Annotated in this window: 22 protein-coding genes; 10 read left to right on the forward strand and 12 right to left on the reverse strand. The window is 51.5% G+C overall.

Annotated features, from left to right (window positions below):
• The 5 genes from AAGJ81_14135 to AAGJ81_14155 form a co-directional block, all read left to right on the forward strand.
• A partial coding sequence (locus AAGJ81_14135) for a DUF1854 domain-containing protein (GenBank protein ID MEM0967281.1) occupies positions 1 to 202 on the forward strand: 202 nt, incomplete at its 5' end.
• Positions 203 to 333: 131 nt separating this feature from the next.
• Entirely contained in the window at positions 334 to 972 is a 639-nt protein-coding gene (locus AAGJ81_14140; GenBank protein ID MEM0967282.1) for a SatD family protein, read from the forward strand.
• A complete protein-coding gene (locus tag AAGJ81_14145) occupies positions 969 to 1,307 on the forward strand; it encodes a hypothetical protein (protein MEM0967283.1) in 339 nt (112 codons plus the stop codon). Before AAGJ81_14140 ends, AAGJ81_14145 begins: the two co-directional genes overlap by 4 nt.
• A gap of 142 nt (positions 1,308 to 1,449) precedes the next feature.
• Complete coding sequence (locus AAGJ81_14150; protein MEM0967284.1) at positions 1,450 to 1,803, forward strand: helix-turn-helix transcriptional regulator; 354 nt, start codon at positions 1,450 to 1,452, stop codon at positions 1,801 to 1,803.
• A 22-nt stretch (positions 1,804 to 1,825) separates the two neighbouring features.
• On the forward strand, positions 1,826 to 2,539 hold the full coding sequence (locus AAGJ81_14155; GenBank protein ID MEM0967285.1) for a permease prefix domain 1-containing protein: 714 nt from the start codon (positions 1,826 to 1,828) through the stop codon (positions 2,537 to 2,539).
• A gap of 36 nt (positions 2,540 to 2,575) precedes the next feature.
• On the opposite strand, the gene mog is transcribed toward AAGJ81_14155, so the two are convergent.
• The gene (gene mog, locus AAGJ81_14160; protein MEM0967286.1) at positions 2,576 to 3,091 is read right to left on the reverse strand and encodes a molybdopterin adenylyltransferase; all 516 of its coding nucleotides are present in this window, start codon (positions 3,089 to 3,091) and stop codon (positions 2,576 to 2,578) included.
• A gap of 338 nt (positions 3,092 to 3,429) precedes the next feature.
• On the opposite strand from mog, the gene mqo reads away from it, so the two are divergent.
• Positions 3,430 to 4,977 (forward strand): malate dehydrogenase (quinone), encoded by a 1,548-nt coding sequence (gene mqo / locus AAGJ81_14165; protein ID MEM0967287.1) that lies wholly within the window; start codon positions 3,430 to 3,432, stop codon positions 4,975 to 4,977.
• Between the two features lie 29 nt (positions 4,978 to 5,006).
• Here mqo and AAGJ81_14170 read toward each other — a convergent pair whose 3' ends face one another.
• The 4 genes from AAGJ81_14170 to AAGJ81_14185 all read right to left on the reverse strand — a co-directional run bounded on the left by AAGJ81_14170 (position 5,007) and on the right by AAGJ81_14185 (position 8,935).
• The gene (locus AAGJ81_14170) at positions 5,007 to 6,728 is read right to left on the reverse strand and encodes an asparagine synthase-related protein (GenBank protein MEM0967288.1); all 1,722 of its coding nucleotides are present in this window, start codon (positions 6,726 to 6,728) and stop codon (positions 5,007 to 5,009) included.
• Between the two features lie 38 nt (positions 6,729 to 6,766).
• Complete coding sequence (locus AAGJ81_14175; protein ID MEM0967289.1) at positions 6,767 to 7,252, reverse strand: hypothetical protein; 486 nt, start codon at positions 7,250 to 7,252, stop codon at positions 6,767 to 6,769.
• Positions 7,221 to 8,096: a hypothetical protein gene (locus AAGJ81_14180; GenBank protein MEM0967290.1), complete on the reverse strand. Its 876-nt coding sequence runs from the start codon at positions 8,094 to 8,096 to the stop codon at positions 7,221 to 7,223. The genes AAGJ81_14175 and AAGJ81_14180 overlap by 32 nt, the downstream gene beginning before the upstream one ends.
• Positions 8,097 to 8,209: 113 nt before the next feature.
• Positions 8,210 to 8,935 (reverse strand): cupin domain-containing protein, encoded by a 726-nt coding sequence (locus AAGJ81_14185; protein MEM0967291.1) that lies wholly within the window; start codon positions 8,933 to 8,935, stop codon positions 8,210 to 8,212.
• Between the two features lie 506 nt (positions 8,936 to 9,441).
• On the opposite strand from AAGJ81_14185, the gene AAGJ81_14190 reads away from it, so the two are divergent.
• Genes AAGJ81_14190 through AAGJ81_14200 form a run of 3 tightly spaced genes read left to right on the forward strand, consistent with a single transcriptional unit; the run spans position 9,442 to position 11,877 of the window.
• The gene (locus AAGJ81_14190) at positions 9,442 to 10,713 is read left to right on the forward strand and encodes an SHD1 domain-containing protein (GenBank protein ID MEM0967292.1); all 1,272 of its coding nucleotides are present in this window, start codon (positions 9,442 to 9,444) and stop codon (positions 10,711 to 10,713) included.
• Positions 10,673 to 11,056, forward strand: a complete 384-nt coding sequence (locus AAGJ81_14195; protein MEM0967293.1) for a malate:quinone oxidoreductase — start codon at positions 10,673 to 10,675, stop codon at positions 11,054 to 11,056. Before AAGJ81_14190 ends, AAGJ81_14195 begins: the two co-directional genes overlap by 41 nt.
• A complete protein-coding gene (locus AAGJ81_14200; GenBank protein MEM0967294.1) occupies positions 11,053 to 11,877 on the forward strand; it encodes a methyltransferase domain-containing protein in 825 nt (274 codons plus the stop codon). Before AAGJ81_14195 ends, AAGJ81_14200 begins: the two co-directional genes overlap by 4 nt.
• Positions 11,878 to 11,955: 78 nt before the next feature.
• On the opposite strand, the gene AAGJ81_14205 is transcribed toward AAGJ81_14200, so the two are convergent.
• The 5 genes from AAGJ81_14205 to AAGJ81_14225 all read right to left on the reverse strand — a co-directional run bounded on the left by AAGJ81_14205 (position 11,956) and on the right by AAGJ81_14225 (position 16,136).
• The gene (locus AAGJ81_14205) at positions 11,956 to 12,819 is read right to left on the reverse strand and encodes a class I SAM-dependent methyltransferase (GenBank protein MEM0967295.1); all 864 of its coding nucleotides are present in this window, start codon (positions 12,817 to 12,819) and stop codon (positions 11,956 to 11,958) included.
• 201 nt (positions 12,820 to 13,020) lie between these two features.
• Positions 13,021 to 13,974: an L-lactate dehydrogenase gene (locus AAGJ81_14210; protein ID MEM0967296.1), complete on the reverse strand. Its 954-nt coding sequence runs from the start codon at positions 13,972 to 13,974 to the stop codon at positions 13,021 to 13,023.
• 15 nt (positions 13,975 to 13,989) lie between these two features.
• A complete protein-coding gene (locus AAGJ81_14215; GenBank protein ID MEM0967297.1) occupies positions 13,990 to 15,588 on the reverse strand; it encodes an L-lactate permease in 1,599 nt (532 codons plus the stop codon).
• 48 nt (positions 15,589 to 15,636) lie between these two features.
• Positions 15,637 to 15,906: a hypothetical protein gene (locus tag AAGJ81_14220; GenBank protein MEM0967298.1), complete on the reverse strand. Its 270-nt coding sequence runs from the start codon at positions 15,904 to 15,906 to the stop codon at positions 15,637 to 15,639.
• The gene (locus AAGJ81_14225; protein MEM0967299.1) at positions 15,903 to 16,136 is read right to left on the reverse strand and encodes a prevent-host-death protein; all 234 of its coding nucleotides are present in this window, start codon (positions 16,134 to 16,136) and stop codon (positions 15,903 to 15,905) included. Before AAGJ81_14225 ends, AAGJ81_14220 begins: the two co-directional genes overlap by 4 nt.
• 183 nt (positions 16,137 to 16,319) lie before the next feature.
• Between AAGJ81_14225 and AAGJ81_14230 the strand changes: the two genes are divergently transcribed.
• A complete protein-coding gene (locus tag AAGJ81_14230; GenBank protein MEM0967300.1) occupies positions 16,320 to 17,039 on the forward strand; it encodes an enoyl-CoA hydratase/isomerase family protein in 720 nt (239 codons plus the stop codon).
• A 117-nt stretch (positions 17,040 to 17,156) separates the two neighbouring features.
• Here AAGJ81_14230 and AAGJ81_14235 read toward each other — a convergent pair whose 3' ends face one another.
• Both AAGJ81_14235 and AAGJ81_14240 read right to left on the reverse strand, forming a co-directional pair.
• On the reverse strand, positions 17,157 to 18,218 hold the full coding sequence (locus AAGJ81_14235) for a bile acid:sodium symporter (protein MEM0967301.1): 1,062 nt from the start codon (positions 18,216 to 18,218) through the stop codon (positions 17,157 to 17,159).
• Positions 18,219 to 18,380: 162 nt separating this feature from the next.
• Complete coding sequence (locus AAGJ81_14240; protein ID MEM0967302.1) at positions 18,381 to 18,794, reverse strand: four helix bundle protein; 414 nt, start codon at positions 18,792 to 18,794, stop codon at positions 18,381 to 18,383.
• Between the last annotated feature and the right edge of the window lie 12 nt (positions 18,795 to 18,806).

The raw sequence follows: 18,806 nt of genomic DNA on the forward strand, positions 1-18,806 counted from the left end.
ACCGGACTTCGAATTGCGCACTTGGAAAGTCAAGACCGAGTCTGGCGACCGAGTCTTTCAGACGGCTCTGGACTCTTGGCCGCGCAACTTGGAGGACGGAAGCTACCTCGTCGAAGACGTCTTCGGCGACCTCTACCGCTTCCCCCCACTCGATCAACTCGACAAGGAAAGTGCTCGGTATCTTTGGTCATTGGTGGGGTGAGTGTTATCCTTCGAATCTCTGAATCATTCTGAATCATGACATAGAAGATATTGTTTCAGTTTTGTTGATATAAGCTATTTTGTATCAGTTTTATTGACATATTTTGTGTTTCTCCCTAAGAAGGAACCACAATGCACAAACTGAGAACGATCCTGATGGCGGATGTCATCAAAAGTTCGAAGCAGGACCAGAGTAGTTTGATGGCCGGCTTGAAGGCCGTTGTTCAGGAGACAAACCGCGAAATTCCGAATGCTTTTCTGTCACCGCTCACGATCACTCTAGGCGATGAGTTTCAATCGGTGCCCCATAGCCTCGCGGAAGCTGTCCAAGCAATCTTTCAGATCGAGGAAACAATCATTCGGAAGAAACAGACGTTCAAACTTCGCTACGTCTTATCTCAAGGAGAAATAGATACGCCCATCAACAGGAAAGTTGCTTACGAAATGTTGGGTAGTGGACTGACGGAGGCTAGAGAGTTACTGAACGCATCCAAACGAGGAGGACGCAGATTTCACATCAACCTGAGAGAGGCGGAGATACAGCGTTCGTTGACTGACGCGTTCTTCGTCTTCCAAGCAATCATTGACAAGTGGAGAGTCGACAAGGACTACGGGCTGATTACTGAGTTTCTCGCATACCGAGACTACAAAGCGGTTGCAGATCGCCTCGAAAAGACCCGCTCACAAATTTACAAGCGAAGTAAAACACTCATGACCGAGGAATACTTTGCGATAAAGTCGCTGATCAACCACCTCGTCCAACGAAAATGAGTCTTTTCCTCCTCATCGCAGGCCTTTTGGTCGCCGAGATATTGATCGCATACGGCTACACCCTCCTCGCTCGGTGGGTTTACAAAAGGATCGGGTTCGATCTTCGCTCCATCATCAAGGGAGTGATTGAACGAGGTTTTCTCGTTATCTGCCTTCTGAATGGATACCCACACGCACTCACCCTCTTCGGTGCTCTCAAACTGGGGACCAGACTCAAACGGGACGACGCGGACAACGACGAAAAGACATTCAACGACTACTATCTACTGGGGAACCTGATTTCCGTTTCAATCGCAATTGGCTACGTGAAGATCATTCAAGAAATGTTCTCCTGAGTCTTCGAATCGGGTAAAGCCCACCGGCCGGACTCCAACACCAGACCCGACTCCTCATCTGATTGATGCGTCAACGTAATTTGGGTGCCTTATTACTTGACACCATAAAGTATCACTCGTTTGATACTTGACAGAAAAAGGTATGAAGAGACTCAGCAAGAAGGCCCTCGACGGCAATGTCGAAACCCTACTCATGGCGATTCTGGAGAAGGGACCGAGCTACGGGTATAAGATCGTCCAGGAGCTGAACGATCTCGCCCCTCACCATCTCAAGATGGGCGAAGGGACAGTCTATCCGGTTCTCCACCGCCTCGAGGAACGCAAGTTGATCAAGCCAGAGTGGAAAGCGGGCGAGACGGGTCGGCAGCGAAAGTACTACAGCCTGACCACAAGCGGCGAAAGAGCCTTTGCCGCCAACCGCGAGGAGTGGGCGGCCTTGACCAAAGTCATGAGTTCCATCCTTGGCGACAATTCCGCCCAACCGCAACCAGCCTGATTCCCAACTCACAAACAAAGCTATGAGCAAAATTCTCAACAACTATCTCGATCAGGTCGTGCTTTATGCGAATCGATCGGCAAAGGAATCAGAGAGCCTACGCGACGAACTCAAGGATCACCTCGAGACCGGAATCGAGGCACGAGTGGAGAATGGTGAAAGTCGAGAGGACGCAATCTACGAGGCGATCATGGCAAACGGCGACGCAAAGACGGTCGGCCACAAGCTTCGGCCACGCTTCCCGCTGATCGACATTCGTTCGGAGGGCATCGCTCGTGGTTTCATCGCAATCGGTCCCCGAGCAGTCGGTGTATTCGCGGCTGGCGGCGTTGCCGTGGGCGTGGTCTCGTTCGGCGCTTTCTCTGTCGGTTTGATCAGTATCGGAGGTCTGGCTCTAGGGTTGTTTGGCTGGGGAGGCCTTGCTCTTGCCGTCCTCGCTTGCGGGGGCTTTGCCGCAGGCGCTATTGCAGTGGGTGGCATGGCTACAGGGCTTGTCGCCATAGGCGGGCAGGTTTTTGCGCTCTGGTCACCCAGTTTTGGAAACGGCTACAGCTACTTCACTTCTTCCAATGTGCCGGAGATTCTGAGTTCACTCGAAATCTACGCTCATGGTCTCTATAAAATAGTTCAGTCGATGAACATAGTTCTCTTCTTCTATTTCGCTCTTCTGGCCCTCATCACATTTGCCCAGGTCCGCGAGAAGAGACGAGTCGATCAGCACCGCAGGGTGATCTGAGAGCAGTCTCGCACAGGATTCTGCGGAATCCGTATCCTAAGGCCGGAAGATCTCTATCTTACTGGAATCGACCTCAATGAACGGTCCTTCAATCAGGTCAATACAGTAAGGTATCGCAGGGAAAACAGCCTCCAAACACTCCCGGATCGCCTTTGGCTTGCCCGGTAGGTTGACGATCAGACTCTTGCCACGGATACCTGCGGTTTGTCTGGAGAGGATCGCCGTTGGCACGTAGGCGAGAGAGGTAGCCCGCATGAGTTCACCGAATCCGGGGAGGATTTTCTGGCACACCGCTTCAGTGGCCTCCGGGGTCACATCACGAACCGCCGGACCTGTTCCTCCGGTGGTTAGGATCAACGCACAGCCTTCCTCGTCCGCAAACCTCAGAAGCTGAGCTTCGATTTCCGCCTGTTCGTCAGGGATCACGGCATAGACTGTTTCAAAAGGCGTTGTGATCCACTCCTTCAAGGAGGCGACTGCAGCCTTGCCCGGCAAATCTTCATAGACTCCCGCACTCGCACGATCCGATACATTGATCACTCCCAGTTTCATTCTGCGAACCAATCAACGACAAAACAAGATAGCGAAATCATCACCTCGGACTTCAGCACAAACCCCCACCGCGAGGCAATACGACACGCTGAGGTATCCGAATCAAAAATGCTCCTCATGCTATTACCTGGAATTCACGAAACCGGCCGCACGGTTCCTTTTCCAAAACATTTCACTCTTCTCACACCGAGAGTCGCCCAAAGAAAATTCCGGATAAGAAGCACTAATTTTACCGATTAATTTCCTTACAATTCCCCATCGATGCATAAGCCATCCTTGAAATCTGCATAAGTGGCAATTGGGCTGCTCTGTTTTCGGAAGAACCAATCCGTCCACCCATGAGTGAACCAATTGAAACAGATATTGCCATTGTCGGGGCTGGCATCATGAGCGCTACCCTTGCAACTATGCTCCGTCAGATCGACCCGAGCCTGCGCATTATCATTTACGAGTCCCATAATCGTGCTGGTCTTGAGAGTTCAAACGCGATGAACAACGCCGGAACGGGACACGCAGGTCTATGCGAGCTCAATTACACTCCGGCAGGTGCAGACGGTGACGTGGACGTTTCCAAGGCCAAGAGAATCTTCGAGGACTTTGAGACCACGAAGCAATTCTGGGCACATCTTGTCGAATCCAAGGTTCTCCGTGATCCCGAGTCTTTCATAACGGCAGTTCCTCACATGAGTTTCGTATGGGGTAAAAACACTTACTACCTCAAGCGCCGCTTCGAGAATATGAGGGGCCACCACTTTTTCTCCGATATGGAGATCACCGAAGATTGGGAAAAAGCGCAGGAATGGGCACCACTACTGACCGAGGGTCGTGACAGGAAGCAGGAATTTGCACTGACGCGAGTCCGAGGCGGCACGGATGTCAACTTTGGAAAGCTCACTCGGGAACTCGTGGCGCACCTCGAGTCGCAGCCCGGTGTAAGTGTTTCTTTCAAACACTCGGTTACTGCAGTCAATCGTGTGGGAGAAAAATGGCATTTGCGTGCAAAGAACCGAGTGGATCGCTCGACGGTTGAATGCGAGGCGAAGTTCGTTTTCCTCGGCGCCGGAGGGGGGGCGCTTCCGCTTCTTCAGAAATCGGGGATCGACGAAGCCAAAGGCTTCGGTGGGTTTCCCGTCAGCGGACAGTGGTTGATCTGCTCGAAGCAAGACATAGTCGACCGACATGAGGCGAAAATATACGGCAAAGCCGCCGTTGGAGCTCCGCCGATGTCGGTCCCACACCTCGACACCCGTTATATCGATGGGAAGCGTTGTTTACTCTTTGGGCCATTTGCTGGATTCTCTCCAAAGTTCCTCAAATCCGGCTCGCACCTCGACCTGTTGAAGTCGATCAAGCCGAATAACCTGCTCCCCATGTTGGCCGCCGGGAAGGACAATGTCGGCCTGACGATTTACCTGATCAAACAGGTCCTCCAGTCCAAACGGAAACAAATGGAGGCCGTCAGAGAATTCTTTCCCGACGCACGGGAATCCGATTGGAAACTAGCGACTGCGGGGCAACGTGTGCAGATCATAAAGAAAGATCCGAAGAAAGGTGGGGTCCTCCAGTTTGGCACCGAGGTAGTCGCCTCTGCTGACGGTTCGATCGCAGCCCTCCTCGGAGCATCACCCGGTGCCTCCACCGCAGTCGGGATCATGCTCGAGGTTATCGAACGTTGCTTCAAAGAGGAGATGGACTCGGGCAGCTGGAAAGAACGTCTTCAAGCCATCATTCCTTCCTACGAGAAGGATCTGGACAGAGATGCTGAACTCTACTCCAAGCTACGAAAACGGAGTGACCAGCTACTGAAACTTTCTACCGATGACGACTTCGAGGACCAAGTTGAAAAGGAAATTGCTCCGCAACCTCGTCCAAGACAGACCGTTTAATACCAGACGGGGTGAGGGAGGAAATTGCTTTAAAACTCCTCCCTGTTAATTACTAGTCGGCGCCACAGTTCGAAGGTGATTAGCATCCACAGGCGCAAGCCATAGCGCCCATGGCCCTCCTCAATGTTGTAGTCGAGCAGTTGTTTAACTCGTGCGTAGTTCCAAATACCTGACTTCTTGAGCACATCTTTGTCGAGAATACGCCTAGACAGGCGCTTGAGCTCCTTCTCGAACCAAAAGTGAACCGGCACCCTCATTCCACTCTTTGGCCGATCAATTACACTCTTTGGTAACCATCCACGATAGGCTTCCTTCAGAACCCATTTCTCGATCCCACGGTGAAACTTCATCCGTCCCGGCATGGCAAAGCTAAGCTCGATTAAACGCGAATCAAAAAGCGGATTGCAGGCCTGCAGCCCATGGGCACCATACATTCGGTCAACCTTCGGGAGAATAAGGTTTGCACCCTTCATTCGGATGTTGATCGACATGAGCTTGTTCAGAAAGAGCCTTGGTGGCTCTTGTTCGAAGAACGGTCTGAAGAGCCCCTCAAGATCCCTTACCGGTTCAATGCAACTCGCGAAATCCAAATCCATGAGACGGAAAACCTCTTCGTAGGCTCTTCGATAAGACTCGAGGTACCAACGTTCCCGATTCCTCGCATCAGAGGGAACACTATACCAATGCTGCAAGAGCATCGGAATAGTCTTCGGCCCACCAAACAGGGGATCGCCTCCCTCTCCGTTAAAGGCATAGTCACTAAACTCTGAAGCCAGTTGTGAAATCAAAAAGTTAGGAGCAGTGATCGGATCACCAATAGGCTCATCCAGATGGCGGATCACGCGGGGGAGTTCAGCTGCCATCATCTTGGGATCCATCTCGACCTCTTCGAGATTCACATCAATTCGTTTTGCCACCTCACGGGCAAATTCGAGCTCATTCGGGTAATTTTCGCCAAAGTGGATCGCGTAGACCGTCAGCCTCTCGGGACAGAGTCTCGCCAGTTCAGCGGTTACGATACTAGAGTCCAGACCGCCCGAGAGAAAACTCGCTACCTGGCCTTTTGGAGGAAGTCTATCAACGATGGCCTGGTGCACAAGATCCTGAGTTCTCCTCACCCACCCTGCTGCACGGGCATCCGTCTCGGGTTCAAAAGCAGTATCGTAGGGATGTTCATATCTCTCAAAGTCGAAAAATGACTGGCACGACTCTACGACTCCGCCGTCGTTGAAGGTGAATTCCACACACGACCCTGCCACCACCTGGTTCATCTTTTCCAAAGCTGTGCGTGGTGCCGGAATATAACTTAAGCTGAGATACTGAGCCAAAGCGTCAGGTCGAAGCCGGCGATCAATCCCTGCAGAAACAATCACTGCTTTGGGCTCGGTAGCAAAATAAACCTTACCACCAGCAACTGCGTAAGCTATTGGAGAATTTCCGGCTGAATCACGCACCAATACCAACCTTCCGGAGAGGAAAACCGCCGCAGAGAATTGACCGTGACAGTCGGAGAAGATGCCCGCTCCTTCTTTCCGAAAACCATGGAGAAGTTCACTAGCCAAATTGGACCCTCGATCAAAAGGATGTTCAAAAATCGATCCGCAAACGACACAAATGTCCTCTCTTTCTACATGCAGAGAGTACTCCGGTTCACGACTGAACCGCAAACCGACGCTCATCATGGGAAGAGAAACCACTTTCTGCTCTACACCACGATGGATTAGATTCGTGCCCATTGGATCAATAGCCACGCTCGCGCCAGGCCCAGCACATCCAAACAGCGCTGGCACTACTGATCTCCGGCCTTCGATTCAAGGAAGCCCGCCAAAGCAGCAGCTTCAGGAGAGAGAGTGCCGCGGGGATTAGCCGCCAGATCCCTAAGAATCTCTAAGGCTCTATTCTCGTTCCCTTCGAGAAGATCGATAAAGGCTAGTTTGTAAGAAGACTTCTCAGCCTCATTGGTATTTGGGTAGAGTTCCCGACAGTTCTCAAAGGCGATCCTTGCTGCTGGCAAATCACCCAGTCCGAGGTCACACTTCGCAACAAAAAAACTAGCCCGACTGGCGAATTTACCAGTTGGTTGCGCGGATAAGTATTCTACAAAGCCCTTCTTCGCCTCAGCGAATCGGCCCTCCATAACCAACTCGCGAGAGGCTAAAAAAAGGGAGTGATCGTCGGTCAATTCCAAGTCGCAGCCCGTCGCCCCAAACGAAAAGACAAAGAGAACACTACAGATCAAGACCTTACCCGAACGATGTTTCCAAAGAACTTTCATTATATTTTTTGGGATTTGCGATAATCGTCTCCAATGGGAGGCCTTGCTCCGCTGACAAATTGACTCCGTAGACGAGGGCCATGTATGGAATCATATCCACGGAAGCAACTGCAGCTACCTCACGCGAAACCGCCTTCTTTATACCCGGAAGCATGAGTAATGTTTCGGGGCCGATACCGACATCCACCATTTGAGTGGCTCCCGCGAGAAAGGGCATAGAATCCGTAGACTCAGACTTCATTCTTTCGAACGACCAGTTCGCATCATGTAAAAAGAGAACTGGAATTTCGGGATTCTCGATCACTAATCGTTCCGCTTGATGCGCAATGTAGCCTGGGTAACCGCTAGATGAAACTACCAATGCAGAACCTTCTGCATGAAAGCTATTCATAACGAAAAGGTCGACCAGGATATCCCGGTTCACTATGAGAATCTTCTCCGCGCCATAATCATAGATATCGGGCTCTGGCCAGTCGGGCGGTAAAGAATGGAGAGACGGCTTATCAAGAAGTAGCTCGTTACCTCGGCCTGCATCAATCCACTTATCCAGAGCATCCGAAAGGTCTACTTTCTTCCTGTTCGGGCGCCTTAGGGATAGAACCCAGTAGGACAAAGCAAAAACGGCACCTAGAATACCGATTCCGACTAAGATCCTCATGTCAGACGGAATCGCATCTGAAAAAAAGATCGAGAGGACCACGGCACCGACCAGACCGAAAACAACACAAGGAATAAATTTGTCTTCAAGTGTTGTTACTTCGCGACGCAACCATTCAGAGAAGAGCATGTCTCTCGTGTAATGCTTGGTTCCTCCGTAGCTGGCACGATGGATCAGTAGCTTCATTTTGCCATCGGCGAGGGCGCTTATCTTGGGATTTAGGACAAACTGGTAGGAACACTTCCGGCAGACCATCCCCACGGATCTGTAACTTTGCTGATACCCGCATTGAGGGCACTTCATCGAGTCACCTCCGGAAGTTCAGTCGTCGCAATCTCAGGTTTATTTCTGGCCGATTGTCCTTCGACTATGGTACGGTTGATCATCGGATGATCATCATGCGAAGGACCACAATCGCTGTCAGGGTGGAAGGCAATTACCAGAAGTTCCTGATCCATTGTATGAAAGCTGTGTCTTCCGTTAGGCCGAATCGCAAAGAGTTTGCCCCGTTCCAGCGGAACGCTTCCCTCCGTTGTGACGCAATGTCCACCTCCACTCACGATCACTCCGGAACGAAGGGTTGGGTGGGTGTGTTGCGTCTGATCAATCCCGGGCGGAATGTGTAGAAGGTTCAAGCAAGGATCCCCTTTGACCGGAGGACCAATCAACAATGAGTCGGCACAACCGTCGATGTAACGAAGGCGTCCGCTTTGCTCAATTGGACCTCCGATGGAAAAAAATCCCCGCCAGTCCAATCGCGTGCTGATCATCACCAAGCCAGAGCTCTCAACAACACCACTTGCAGGAAGGGAAAAATACATACCAGCGCGTAGCGAAAACTCACCAGCATCCGTGCACAAAACCGTTTCTCCGTCCTGCACAAAGCCGTAATGGGTGCCTTCGCTGGACAGACAAAGCTGCCCGCCACAAACCGCGTAGAGACGACAACCAAACGATTCTGCCGAAAAGTCCGCCAGCAATCCCGTTTGAGGTTTGAATTCCAGAAAACTAGCGATTTCTCCCATGATGAATTACCGAAAAGAAGGAGTGAACTGAAACCCGGCCCATAATTACACTTTTCCTAACGGACAAGAAAAGACCGAATCCTGCTAAGCAAGGTCAAAGCGGAGGCTCGATCACAGATCTGCTCGGAGCCTCGCCTGGTGCACCTACAGCGTTAGAAATAAAGATGAGAGTTTTCAGCACTGCTTAAGAAGTAATTGCTCCCGAAGATGACAGGCTATCCATCATTGCCTACAACCGACTGCTTGCGGGACATCTCCTGACTTGGGACAGACCAACCCGTTGCTCATCGGTCACCAAATGGAGGTCAACTGTGCGCGCTCAAATTTGGGAGAAGTGGATGAAAATAGAAGATTACTTTTCCGGTTCGTAAAGCGACAGTTTCCCGAAGCTGTCCTGTTTTTTTGCAATAGAGAGCAAGTAACGAAACCGCTGACGATCCTGCTGCCCAAAATGCCAGATTGAATCACCAAGTGTTTTTTGACTATCGTCTCGGTTTTATCGAACAGTGAAAAGATTCTTAAAAACTGTGGCTTCTTGCCTGTTCTTTCTCTCTATTTCACAGGCAGCTGACCATGAAATCCGGACTTGGACCAGCACGGTTGGGAGCACTCTCAACGCCCGGTTGATCCACCATGATAGCGGCTCTGTAACTCTTGAAAGGGAAGACGGAAGCGTCCTAACAGTCCAGCTCGACCAGCTCTCGGCGCAAGATCGCCACTACGTCGCTACTCTACCTGAAGAAAGGGGCCAGACAACGATTGCCGGGATCGATGCTCAACCCGGAAAGATCAGTCCGAAGAACCGTTGCGAAAGCGATTCCCAATGGAGCTATCATCTCTATCTGCCTAAGGATTTTCATGACGCGCGTAAGTGGCCGGTTCTTTTCGTCATGGCGCCAGGAGGAGGCAGCGGCGGCGGCTCGCTCAAACGTTACATCGAAGGTGCGGAGACGTTGGGGTTCATCCTCGCACTGTCCGTGGAATCTAGAAACGGTTTCGCCAATTCCCATGAAGCTATGAAAGCTATGGTGGAGGATGTCTATGAACGTTTGCCAGTTGCGGAAGAACTCTCTTTTTCCAGTGGCTTCTCTGGCGGCTCACGGATGGCCTACAGCTTGGCGGAGGACAATCCAAACATCAAAGGCGTGATCGCCTGTGGCTCAGGCAGTGGCATCTATCCCGAATCTGGAAAATTCCGCGATGCGAAGCTCCGCCGCTCAACCTATGTCTACAGTCTGATCGGCTCCAACTGTTTCAACCGAACCGGTGCCTACAATAGCCATGAAGATTTCCCTGAACACTTCCGCTTGCGATTTTTTCCGGGGAATCATGTCTGGGCATCGGCTCCATTGATCCAAGAGGCCATGGCCCGTGTGCTGGGGGAAGCCCTGAAAGATTCGAGGGAGCCGGTGGCGAAAGAGTTGCGGGACCGTTTTGCCAAGGCCGCATGGAACATGACCCAGTCCCTGGAAAAAGATCAGCCATGGGAGGCCTACTACTGGGCAGAATTCCTTTCCGATTTTCCCGCCGACCGGGATATCCGAAATCAATCGGTAGCGTTGAAGAACCGCCTCGGGCGCGACAGCAGAGTGGAGCTAGCCCAAGAAGCAGAGGAAGCAATCGGAGAACTGGGCCGAGAGTTTTACCACGACATTTCCTACCAGAAGGACCAGCAGGATAATCCCGACCGTCAACAATTTGCGGACCAGCTCGCCTCCGACTTTGAATCCATCCCCCATGCGGAACTCATTCGCAAACTGGGAGCACCGGCTCGGTAATCGTGTGCGAGCCGCTCTCAACGGTTTGTTCGCCAAAAATTGCAAAAACCATGCCGTCTTTGGGGGGACGTCTACAGATCATCAGAAAAACCCGACCAAAGGTGGGGCTCTTCAGTTCGGAACCGAGGTAGTGGCGTCTCAAGACAGTTCGATCGCATCCCTGCTTGGAGAGTCGCATGGTGAATCCACCGCAGCACCGTTCAAGCTCAAGATTACCCAGCGTTGCTTCCAAGACAAACTGCGCGAGACTCACCAGCAACCGTACGCACTAGCTCGGGGGTTGACTACCGATCACTACTGCATTTCGTCACGCACTACCCGTTTGTTTAACCGCAGACCATGAGTTCACATATACCGAACGCACACTACTTTCTCGGTCAAAAGGAAGACTCACTATTTCGCTATCAGCTCTTCAACGAGGTCTATCAACCGGGGACGGAGCAGGTCTTTTCATGGCTCAATCTTCAAGCAACGTCACAAGTTCTCGAAATTGGCTGCGGTATCGGAGCTACTGCTCTCTACATGGCGAGAGAGATCGTTCCAGAGGGCCACGTCACCGCTTTCGACGTAGCGAGTGACATGGTTGATTACGGAAAACGCACGGCGGAAAAATTGGGGATTGCGAACATTTCCTTTCACCATGCCAGCGCACAGGATTTTCACTACGCACCTGGAGGATTTGATCTAGTCCACACTCGTTTTGTCATCTCTTATCTGCAGGACGCTGAGAAAATCGTACAGAACGTCTACAGAGCACTGAAGCCATCCGGACACTTTTTTGCAGAGGAAATCGCCCAGGCTTTTTTGAATTTTGGTGATGTGGAATGGTACGAAAAAATGGCATCGTGGTTCGTACAATTGGCTGACCTCAACGGTGGAGATGCGGACTACGGATCTACTCAGCTAGCCCGGGATATGCGAAAAGCCGGATTTTCAATCGAGAACGTTGGCAGCTTCGTTCCGGTAAAAAACGAACCCAAGATGAGGCAAATGCTTGCGATGCTTCTCTCCAATGAAATGAGGGACGATCTCACGAAGCTGAGTATCGCGACGGGAGAAGAAATTGATCGCGTGGTCGCGAGGATGAAATCCACTGAGGACTCCTCGCAGATCAGTGCGGTCATGGCGTCACAGGTGATCGGACGCAAACCTTCCGAAAACTAGACCTCGCGAAAATTGGGCTTTTCGTCGATCTCGGAACCAAAGGGAATAAGGGAGCCGCGCCTCCCGCGAATTGAGAACCTATTTTCGGGGCAGAGCGGTTTTGAGTCCTGAGCGATCGATATTGGACCCTTGACTCAACTCATTAAATTTCTCGCCGACTGTATGCGTCGTGAAAAAGACCGGCTCTCCGACAGGTTGCCTTGCCTCACACCAATTAAGAATCTCATCCACGACTTTCTCGGGCCACGTTTCACGAGAAATCTGACGGTAGATTTTTGTAAATTCGATTACCAACGAATAGAAATTCCGGTCACCTACCGTACTGGGCGATATGTGGTTAATTGTAGACCGAACATTGCGAAAGTTCGCGGCTTTCAGACGGCTGGGTAGCTTCGAGGCGACCCGTGGATGGATTCCTGCTTTCCTGTAAGTTGCCATCTCCCGTGCTCTAAACTCTCCCCAGATACCGTCCTCAACATCCAGATCACTGATGTAGTATTCAATAATCACGATAGTCCCGTTCTCCGCGAGTTTCTCGTAAGCCTGATTCAAGAATGCGGCCATACCATCCTCATCTCTCAGATGTTCCAACGCAAACCGAGCCAAGATTAGATCAAAGTCAGATCCGACAGGGTCGACTCCGAACTGCAATGAGGAAAAGTCGACCGAGACACCAAGACGAGCACTGTTCGCCTTCCCTTTTTCTATAAGCTTTTCGTTGATATCAATCCCTTGAAAAAACGAACCGCTACATCTCCGGGCTAACCCGATAAGAAAAGAGCCTTCACCCGTCCCAACATCCAAAACTCTCTTTCCCCCACCCTTTGTGATCATCTCGGTCAGAAAAGGGTAATCAAAAACCCCGAAGGCTTTCGTCTGAATTTCATAGACTGGCCCTACATCGAGATTCGGGTCTTTGATCGCTTCATTTACATGAGTCATATCAATTACACTTCAAAACAGTCTCCGGCCAGATTTCGGTGAAGTGCTCCTAAACTTCGAACGGTTCATGGAAGGACACAACCACCGAGGTCTGGAGAAGAATCGTGCTCAAACTTTCAACCGCTTCAAGAATCAGGTCCGGCTTTCGTAGACATCCTCTTCTTTTGAGAGCCGTTAGTCTCACTATCCTCAAACCAGCAGTCACAACCCAACAGCCGAAAGGGATTCGCGCAGGATGTTCGCCGAGGTCGCAAGCTGGGTGACTTCGTCTTCTGAGAGTCTGATACGGATAATATGGTCGACGCCTTGCCGATGGACCTGGGTGGGTAGGCCCATACAAACCCCCTTCGCTTCAGGGTACTCATCGACAACGAGAGAGGAAATCGGGAGGATCGCGTTCTCGTCGTTCAGGATCGCCTTAGTGATGCGGACAAGAGACATCCCGATTCCGTAGTAGGTAGCGTGTTTCCGGCGGATGATCTCCTCAGCCGCATCGCGGACGCTACGGTAAATATGGTCAATTTCTTCCCACTTCAGCAAGGGCGTCTCCTCGATCACTTCGGCGATTGGCTTTCCGCCAACCGTGACCCTTGACCAAGCAACAAACTCGCTGTCCCCGTGCTCTCCAAGGACGAAGCCTTGGATGTCGCGGCTGTCGATGTTGAGCCTCTTTCCAATCTCGTAGCGGAGACGGGCTGTATCGAGAGTGCAGCCCGATCCGATCACTCGCTTTCGATCCCATTCCGATTCGCGAAGGACGACCTGAGTGAGGACGTCCACCGGATTTGTCGCGACGAGAAAAATGCCGTCAAACCCCGAACCGATTACCTGATCCGTGATTATCCTCATGATTTCGGCATTAACCCGAAGGAGATCGAGGCGGGATTGGCCCGGTTTCTGCGCTGCCCCAGCAGTGATGACGACAAGGTCGGCATCCGCACAGTCACCGTAATCGCCCGCGTGAATCCTCAACTTTGCGGGAGCAAAGGGAAGCCCGTGGTTGAGATCCATCGCCTCACCTTCGGCCTTTTGTTTGTTCACGTCGATCAGGACAAGCTCGTTGCCGTAGCCTTGATTCAAAAGGGAGTAAGCGTAAGACATCCCGACGAACCCAGTGCCGATCAGTGCGATCTTCTTAGAAGTGCGTTTTTTCATAGTGAGAATTGGTGTTCAGAAAAGAAAGGCTGCCGTCGCGATGGCAATCAATCCGTAGAAAAACATCGGTATCGCATTAAACCTTAGGATGCGGCCCTCGTATTGCGAGATACCAAGAATCGCGCAGATCGCCACGATGTTGTTGATACAGATCATATTTCCCATCGCGCCACCGACCGATTGGAGAGCGAGAATCGTCGAAGTCGAAAGGCCTAGAGCCTCGGCGGCCGAGTATTGGATACTCCCGAAGGTTAGGTTGGAAATCGTGGCCGATCCGGAAAAGAACGAACCGATAGCGCCCAGGTACGGTGCGAGGAATCTCCAATTCTCGCCAACATTCTCTGCCAGGCTCGTACCGATGATGGAGGCTGTCGAATCCGCTCCTCCAGCCATAACCAGCCGCACATAAACGAGCGCTCCCAGCAGGGCTACGGAGGGCAGAGCCATCATCTTGGCGGTATCCACAAGAGTAGTAGCAACCAACCGAGGTGGACTCCGGTAGAGCAGGAAAGTGATGAAGGAAACTAGAAAGAAAGGGATCAGCCACGGGATGTAGAGGATTTGAAAAGACCACTCCTCAGCGGTGCCGAAAATCTCCTGCAAAGAGACGACCAATGAGGGACTAAGGCCAAACCATCCGAGTGAGCCGAGGGTCAGAGACCAGCCTCCAGCCGAATCGGTGAGCAGCGACTTGATTCCCAGTTGCGGAATCCGTGTCAGCAGCAAGACAAGAACCGTCCCCCAGAGTGGAAACAAAGCCTTAAGAAGTCCGGTTGGGCGCTCAGCGGTCCCTCCCTCCTCCGATTCGGCGGCCTTTTTGAGTCCGATTCCCTTGGAAGCAATCCAGATCGACAGGCCGGAACCAATCATTCCGGCGATTAGGGCCGGAAATTCATAGCTAAAAAACCCGAGGACCACGTAAGGAACGACACAAGAGGCAACACTTAGATAGATGTAGACGAGGTTTGCTCGGGTTTCCTTCCAACCAACAGTGAAAACAATTCCGAAAAGGGGAATGAACAGAGCGGCGAACCCATGGATTAAGACGGTCTTAATGCCCACCTCCCGAAGCAATTGCGCCTGAGTATCCGGATCGAGCGTCTCGAGGATTGGGGCGAAGCCATACCAAGTCGGCGTGCCAACCGCCCCGAAAGAAACGGGCACGGAATTCATCACCAGACAGAAAACCGCAACCCGCAGAGCCGGGAACCCAAGTCCTACCAGTATCGGCCCGGCTAGCGCGGCCGGCGTTCCAAACCCACTGGCCCCCTCGATCATGAAGGAAAACGCCCAGCCAATGATCATGAGCTGGGCGACCCGGCTCTCCGTCACAGAGTTCAACCATTTGCGAATACGCGGCATCGCCCCGGTCGCCTCCATGGTTTTGAAAAGAAAGATCGCGCCAGCGATGATACTAATCGGCACGAGGGCTGATAGCAGTCCAAGAACGACAGTCGCATGAACCTCGTTAGGGCTATCCGCAAACCAGATAATCCGCACGAGATACATAATCAAGGCCACCAGCGGGAGGGCCTTGTGAGAGGCCATCGCCGAAGGCTTCGCCATCCAATAGATGAGAAGGAGGATCGGTAAGACTGCGAAGACAAGATCCATTGCCTCCCGACTAACAAAAGCCCTTTCGGGGAGCTAGACCAAACTGTGCTAACGCAGGTAGTTGGCCTCAAAGACCTCGTAAACAAGGCTTTTGCGCTCAATGAAAATGCAATCGATCTTCTTTTGGTGAATTTTCAGAATGATCCTGAATTGGTAGACCCGCAGGCGACAATATCCATCCAGCGGGTGTTCGAGGTCCATCAGGTCACCTTCTATTTTTGCCAATGATTTTAGTGCAGCCCGTATCCGTTTATTCGGCACTGGGGGTAAACCGCGAACATATTCGACCCCCTGGTCAGACAGTTCGACGGATTTCATTCATCCAAGATGTCAATTGGATGAAAACGGGTCTTGCCTGCCTCGTAATCACGAATCGCAGCGGCCGCATCCCGGTTGGCGAGAATTTCCACTGTCTCAGTAATGGCCTTCATCCGCTCTTTGCTCACGAGGTAGGCTTTCACATCTTCGCGGACACTGATTCCGTAAGCTGTACCCCGCTCGTTTACTTCCTTTAGGAGCGCGGGAAGCTTACTCTGTGCTTGGGTCACAGTATACGTATTTTTCACTACTAAAATATGTAGAATTACCTTCCGGTCTCCCTTTTGAGGCAAGTGGCTACCGAAGACTAAGCACTTTCCTTCTTCCTGGGAACGGAACATTGTGAGAGGCACTGCTACTACAATCCAAGGTAACTGAAATCGAAATGCCCTAACCAGATCACTAAGAAAACCATGCAGGTTACCCAGCAAAACCAAACCATCACTTGGAAATTGAACCGCCCTGAACACGAAAACGGTCTGGATATCGCGACGATAGAGTCCATGGAGCGCTCACTTACGGAGTTGGAGAGAGAGGCTGATCCCCAGGTTGTCTGCCTTTTGGTCGTTGGCCAGCCTACCATATTCAGTACCGGTCTCGACAGAGATTTGCTGGAAAACTGCTTTAGCGATGCCACTCTGTTCCACAATGTAGTCCAACGCGTGAATCATTTGCTCAATCGGCTGGAGATTCTTCCGCTCGTATCCATAGCCTGTGTCGAAGGTACTTGTCGACTTGGTGGACTGGAGCTCGCGTTGGCGTGTGACTGGATCATTGCCGGTGAAAGTGCGACCTTTAGTGACGGCCATCTCGCCTACGATGCAATGCCTGGTGGAGGTGCTACGCGTCGCCTACCGGCGCGACTAGGCTACCCATGTGCTCTTCGATTTATCCTTCAAAAAGAAACACTGAACGCAGCGGATGCCGCCAAAAGAGGTCTTGTAGATGAGGCAGTACCATCCGGTGACGCTCTGAGTCGAGCCAATGAGATTGCGACATCGCTCGCAACGGCGCATCCGTCGGTGATCCACGGAATCAAATCCAGTCTTCGTGCAGCCGTTCCGCAGGTTTCTGAAGTGACGGAATCAGAGAATTTCCAGCGCGCCGTTATCAACCGACTGGTCGCCCATTGAATTGGCTACTTTTTCCGGGGTCAAAGAACCGAGGCCACCCAGCCTCGAAGCTGCGCTTCGGAGGAAGTATTTGTAATTGAAACTGGGCCTGATCGTATCTCGTTTTCGCAAAATTGATCAATCGTCCTCCCGAACAATATCCTCCCGCAAAGCCCCCTGCGAAGGGTCTTTGGCAATACGGCTTGGCAGAAAGTCTTTCGGGTAATTGGTTTTCCATTCGGTGCCGAAAAGCCGGGTGTGGATAATCGTGTTGCGGTAGACGTCCCAGTCGAACTGTCCGATCTTGCGATACCAAATAGTGATACAGGAGGAGCTGATGACGATGAAAATGGAATAGAGAATCGCCACCCAAAGCATATCGTTTTGCATCGCAGAATCGGGAAAGCTCAGCAGGATAATCGTGAAGGCTATGGGAGTGTTTTGAATCCCTGTCTCGAGACTGATTGCCCGCTGCTGAATAGGATACGCTCCAAGCAATTGCGACACGTAGTAGCCGAACAAAAACCCAATCAGTCCGAGCGCGATGGCTGCAAAATAAATGGTTAGTGGAGTGCTGAAAATGAGCGGATAGTGCCGGGCAAACGCGGTCACGATCAGGTAAAGAATTACAATCATCCCCATAAACCCGGCAGTATCCTCTGCCACTTTCGCCCACCCCCTCGAAAAACGGCGGAGGATGAGACCACCCGCGACCGGCACCAAGACCAAAACCAAAGACAAGACAATGTCCTTCGTTGGGACGACAAACGCGGCCTCCCCGCCGAACTCTTCTGAAATCTTCTCCGCAAAAGGGCTCGCATAAAGACCTAGAAGCAAAGGGGTCATGACCAGTGCCAGAATTGTCGAGACAGTAGTCATCGAGATACTCAGTGCCACCTGTCCACGAGCAAAATAGCTAAAGAGATTTGAGGTCGTTCCCCCAGGCAAGCAACCCACCATAATCAGCGCGATCGCTGCAGCAGGCGGAAGATGAAGAACCAGCGAAATCCCGAACGCGATCAACGGCATAAAGCCAAACTGCGAGAGAAAACCGACAAGGATAAGGCGAGGTCGCCGAAGGGCGCCTTTGAAGTCTGTAGCAGTCAAACTGGCTCCCATCCCGAACATGATAATAAGGATCATCACCGCAAGAAGAGCCTTATCGATTGGGTAGAGAAGCTGGGTGTCTGGAGGAATCATTGAAAAGTGAGAATGTAGAACCACGGTTCACACGGAAAAAACTTAAAAATGCGATTAGTATTACGAGCACGATTACGATTAAGAAGTGGGATCTCACTAATCGACAAAAACCGGTGCCCCTGAACTGCATCACATTTCATAATCATAATCCTAATCGTAATCCTAATCGAGATTGAGTGACTCCGACCCTCCTGAATCGTAATTGGCTGGCTCCTCGTGGACCCGACTCCCTGAAGTGCTTCGAATCAATCCAACGAGCATAGACACGATTCGTACCAACATCACTTTACCATCCTGTGTCGAATCCAAGTGCTTTCGTGCTAGCAATACGTCGAGGCAGGCAGCGCATTCCAGAGCAGAACCTCGCGCGATATCGAAAAACCGACAGCGATCAGGAGCCGTGTGTTTTCCGTTACCCTCCGCAATATTCAGCGGAATCGACGTCGAGGCTCTATCCAACTGGTTGTGGACAGCAAGGGTCTTAGGAATGCCGTCTAAAAGCTCATCAACCCAGCAAACGAAGCGGATCGACTCTTGATAAACCTCTAATTTTTCGTGGTCAAAGTTCTGCTTCATAGTGAGAAAAGA

The sequence above is a fragment of the Verrucomicrobiota bacterium genome, from assembly GCA_038744685.1.
Lineage (GTDB): Bacteria > Verrucomicrobiota > Verrucomicrobiia > Opitutales > Puniceicoccaceae > Puniceicoccus.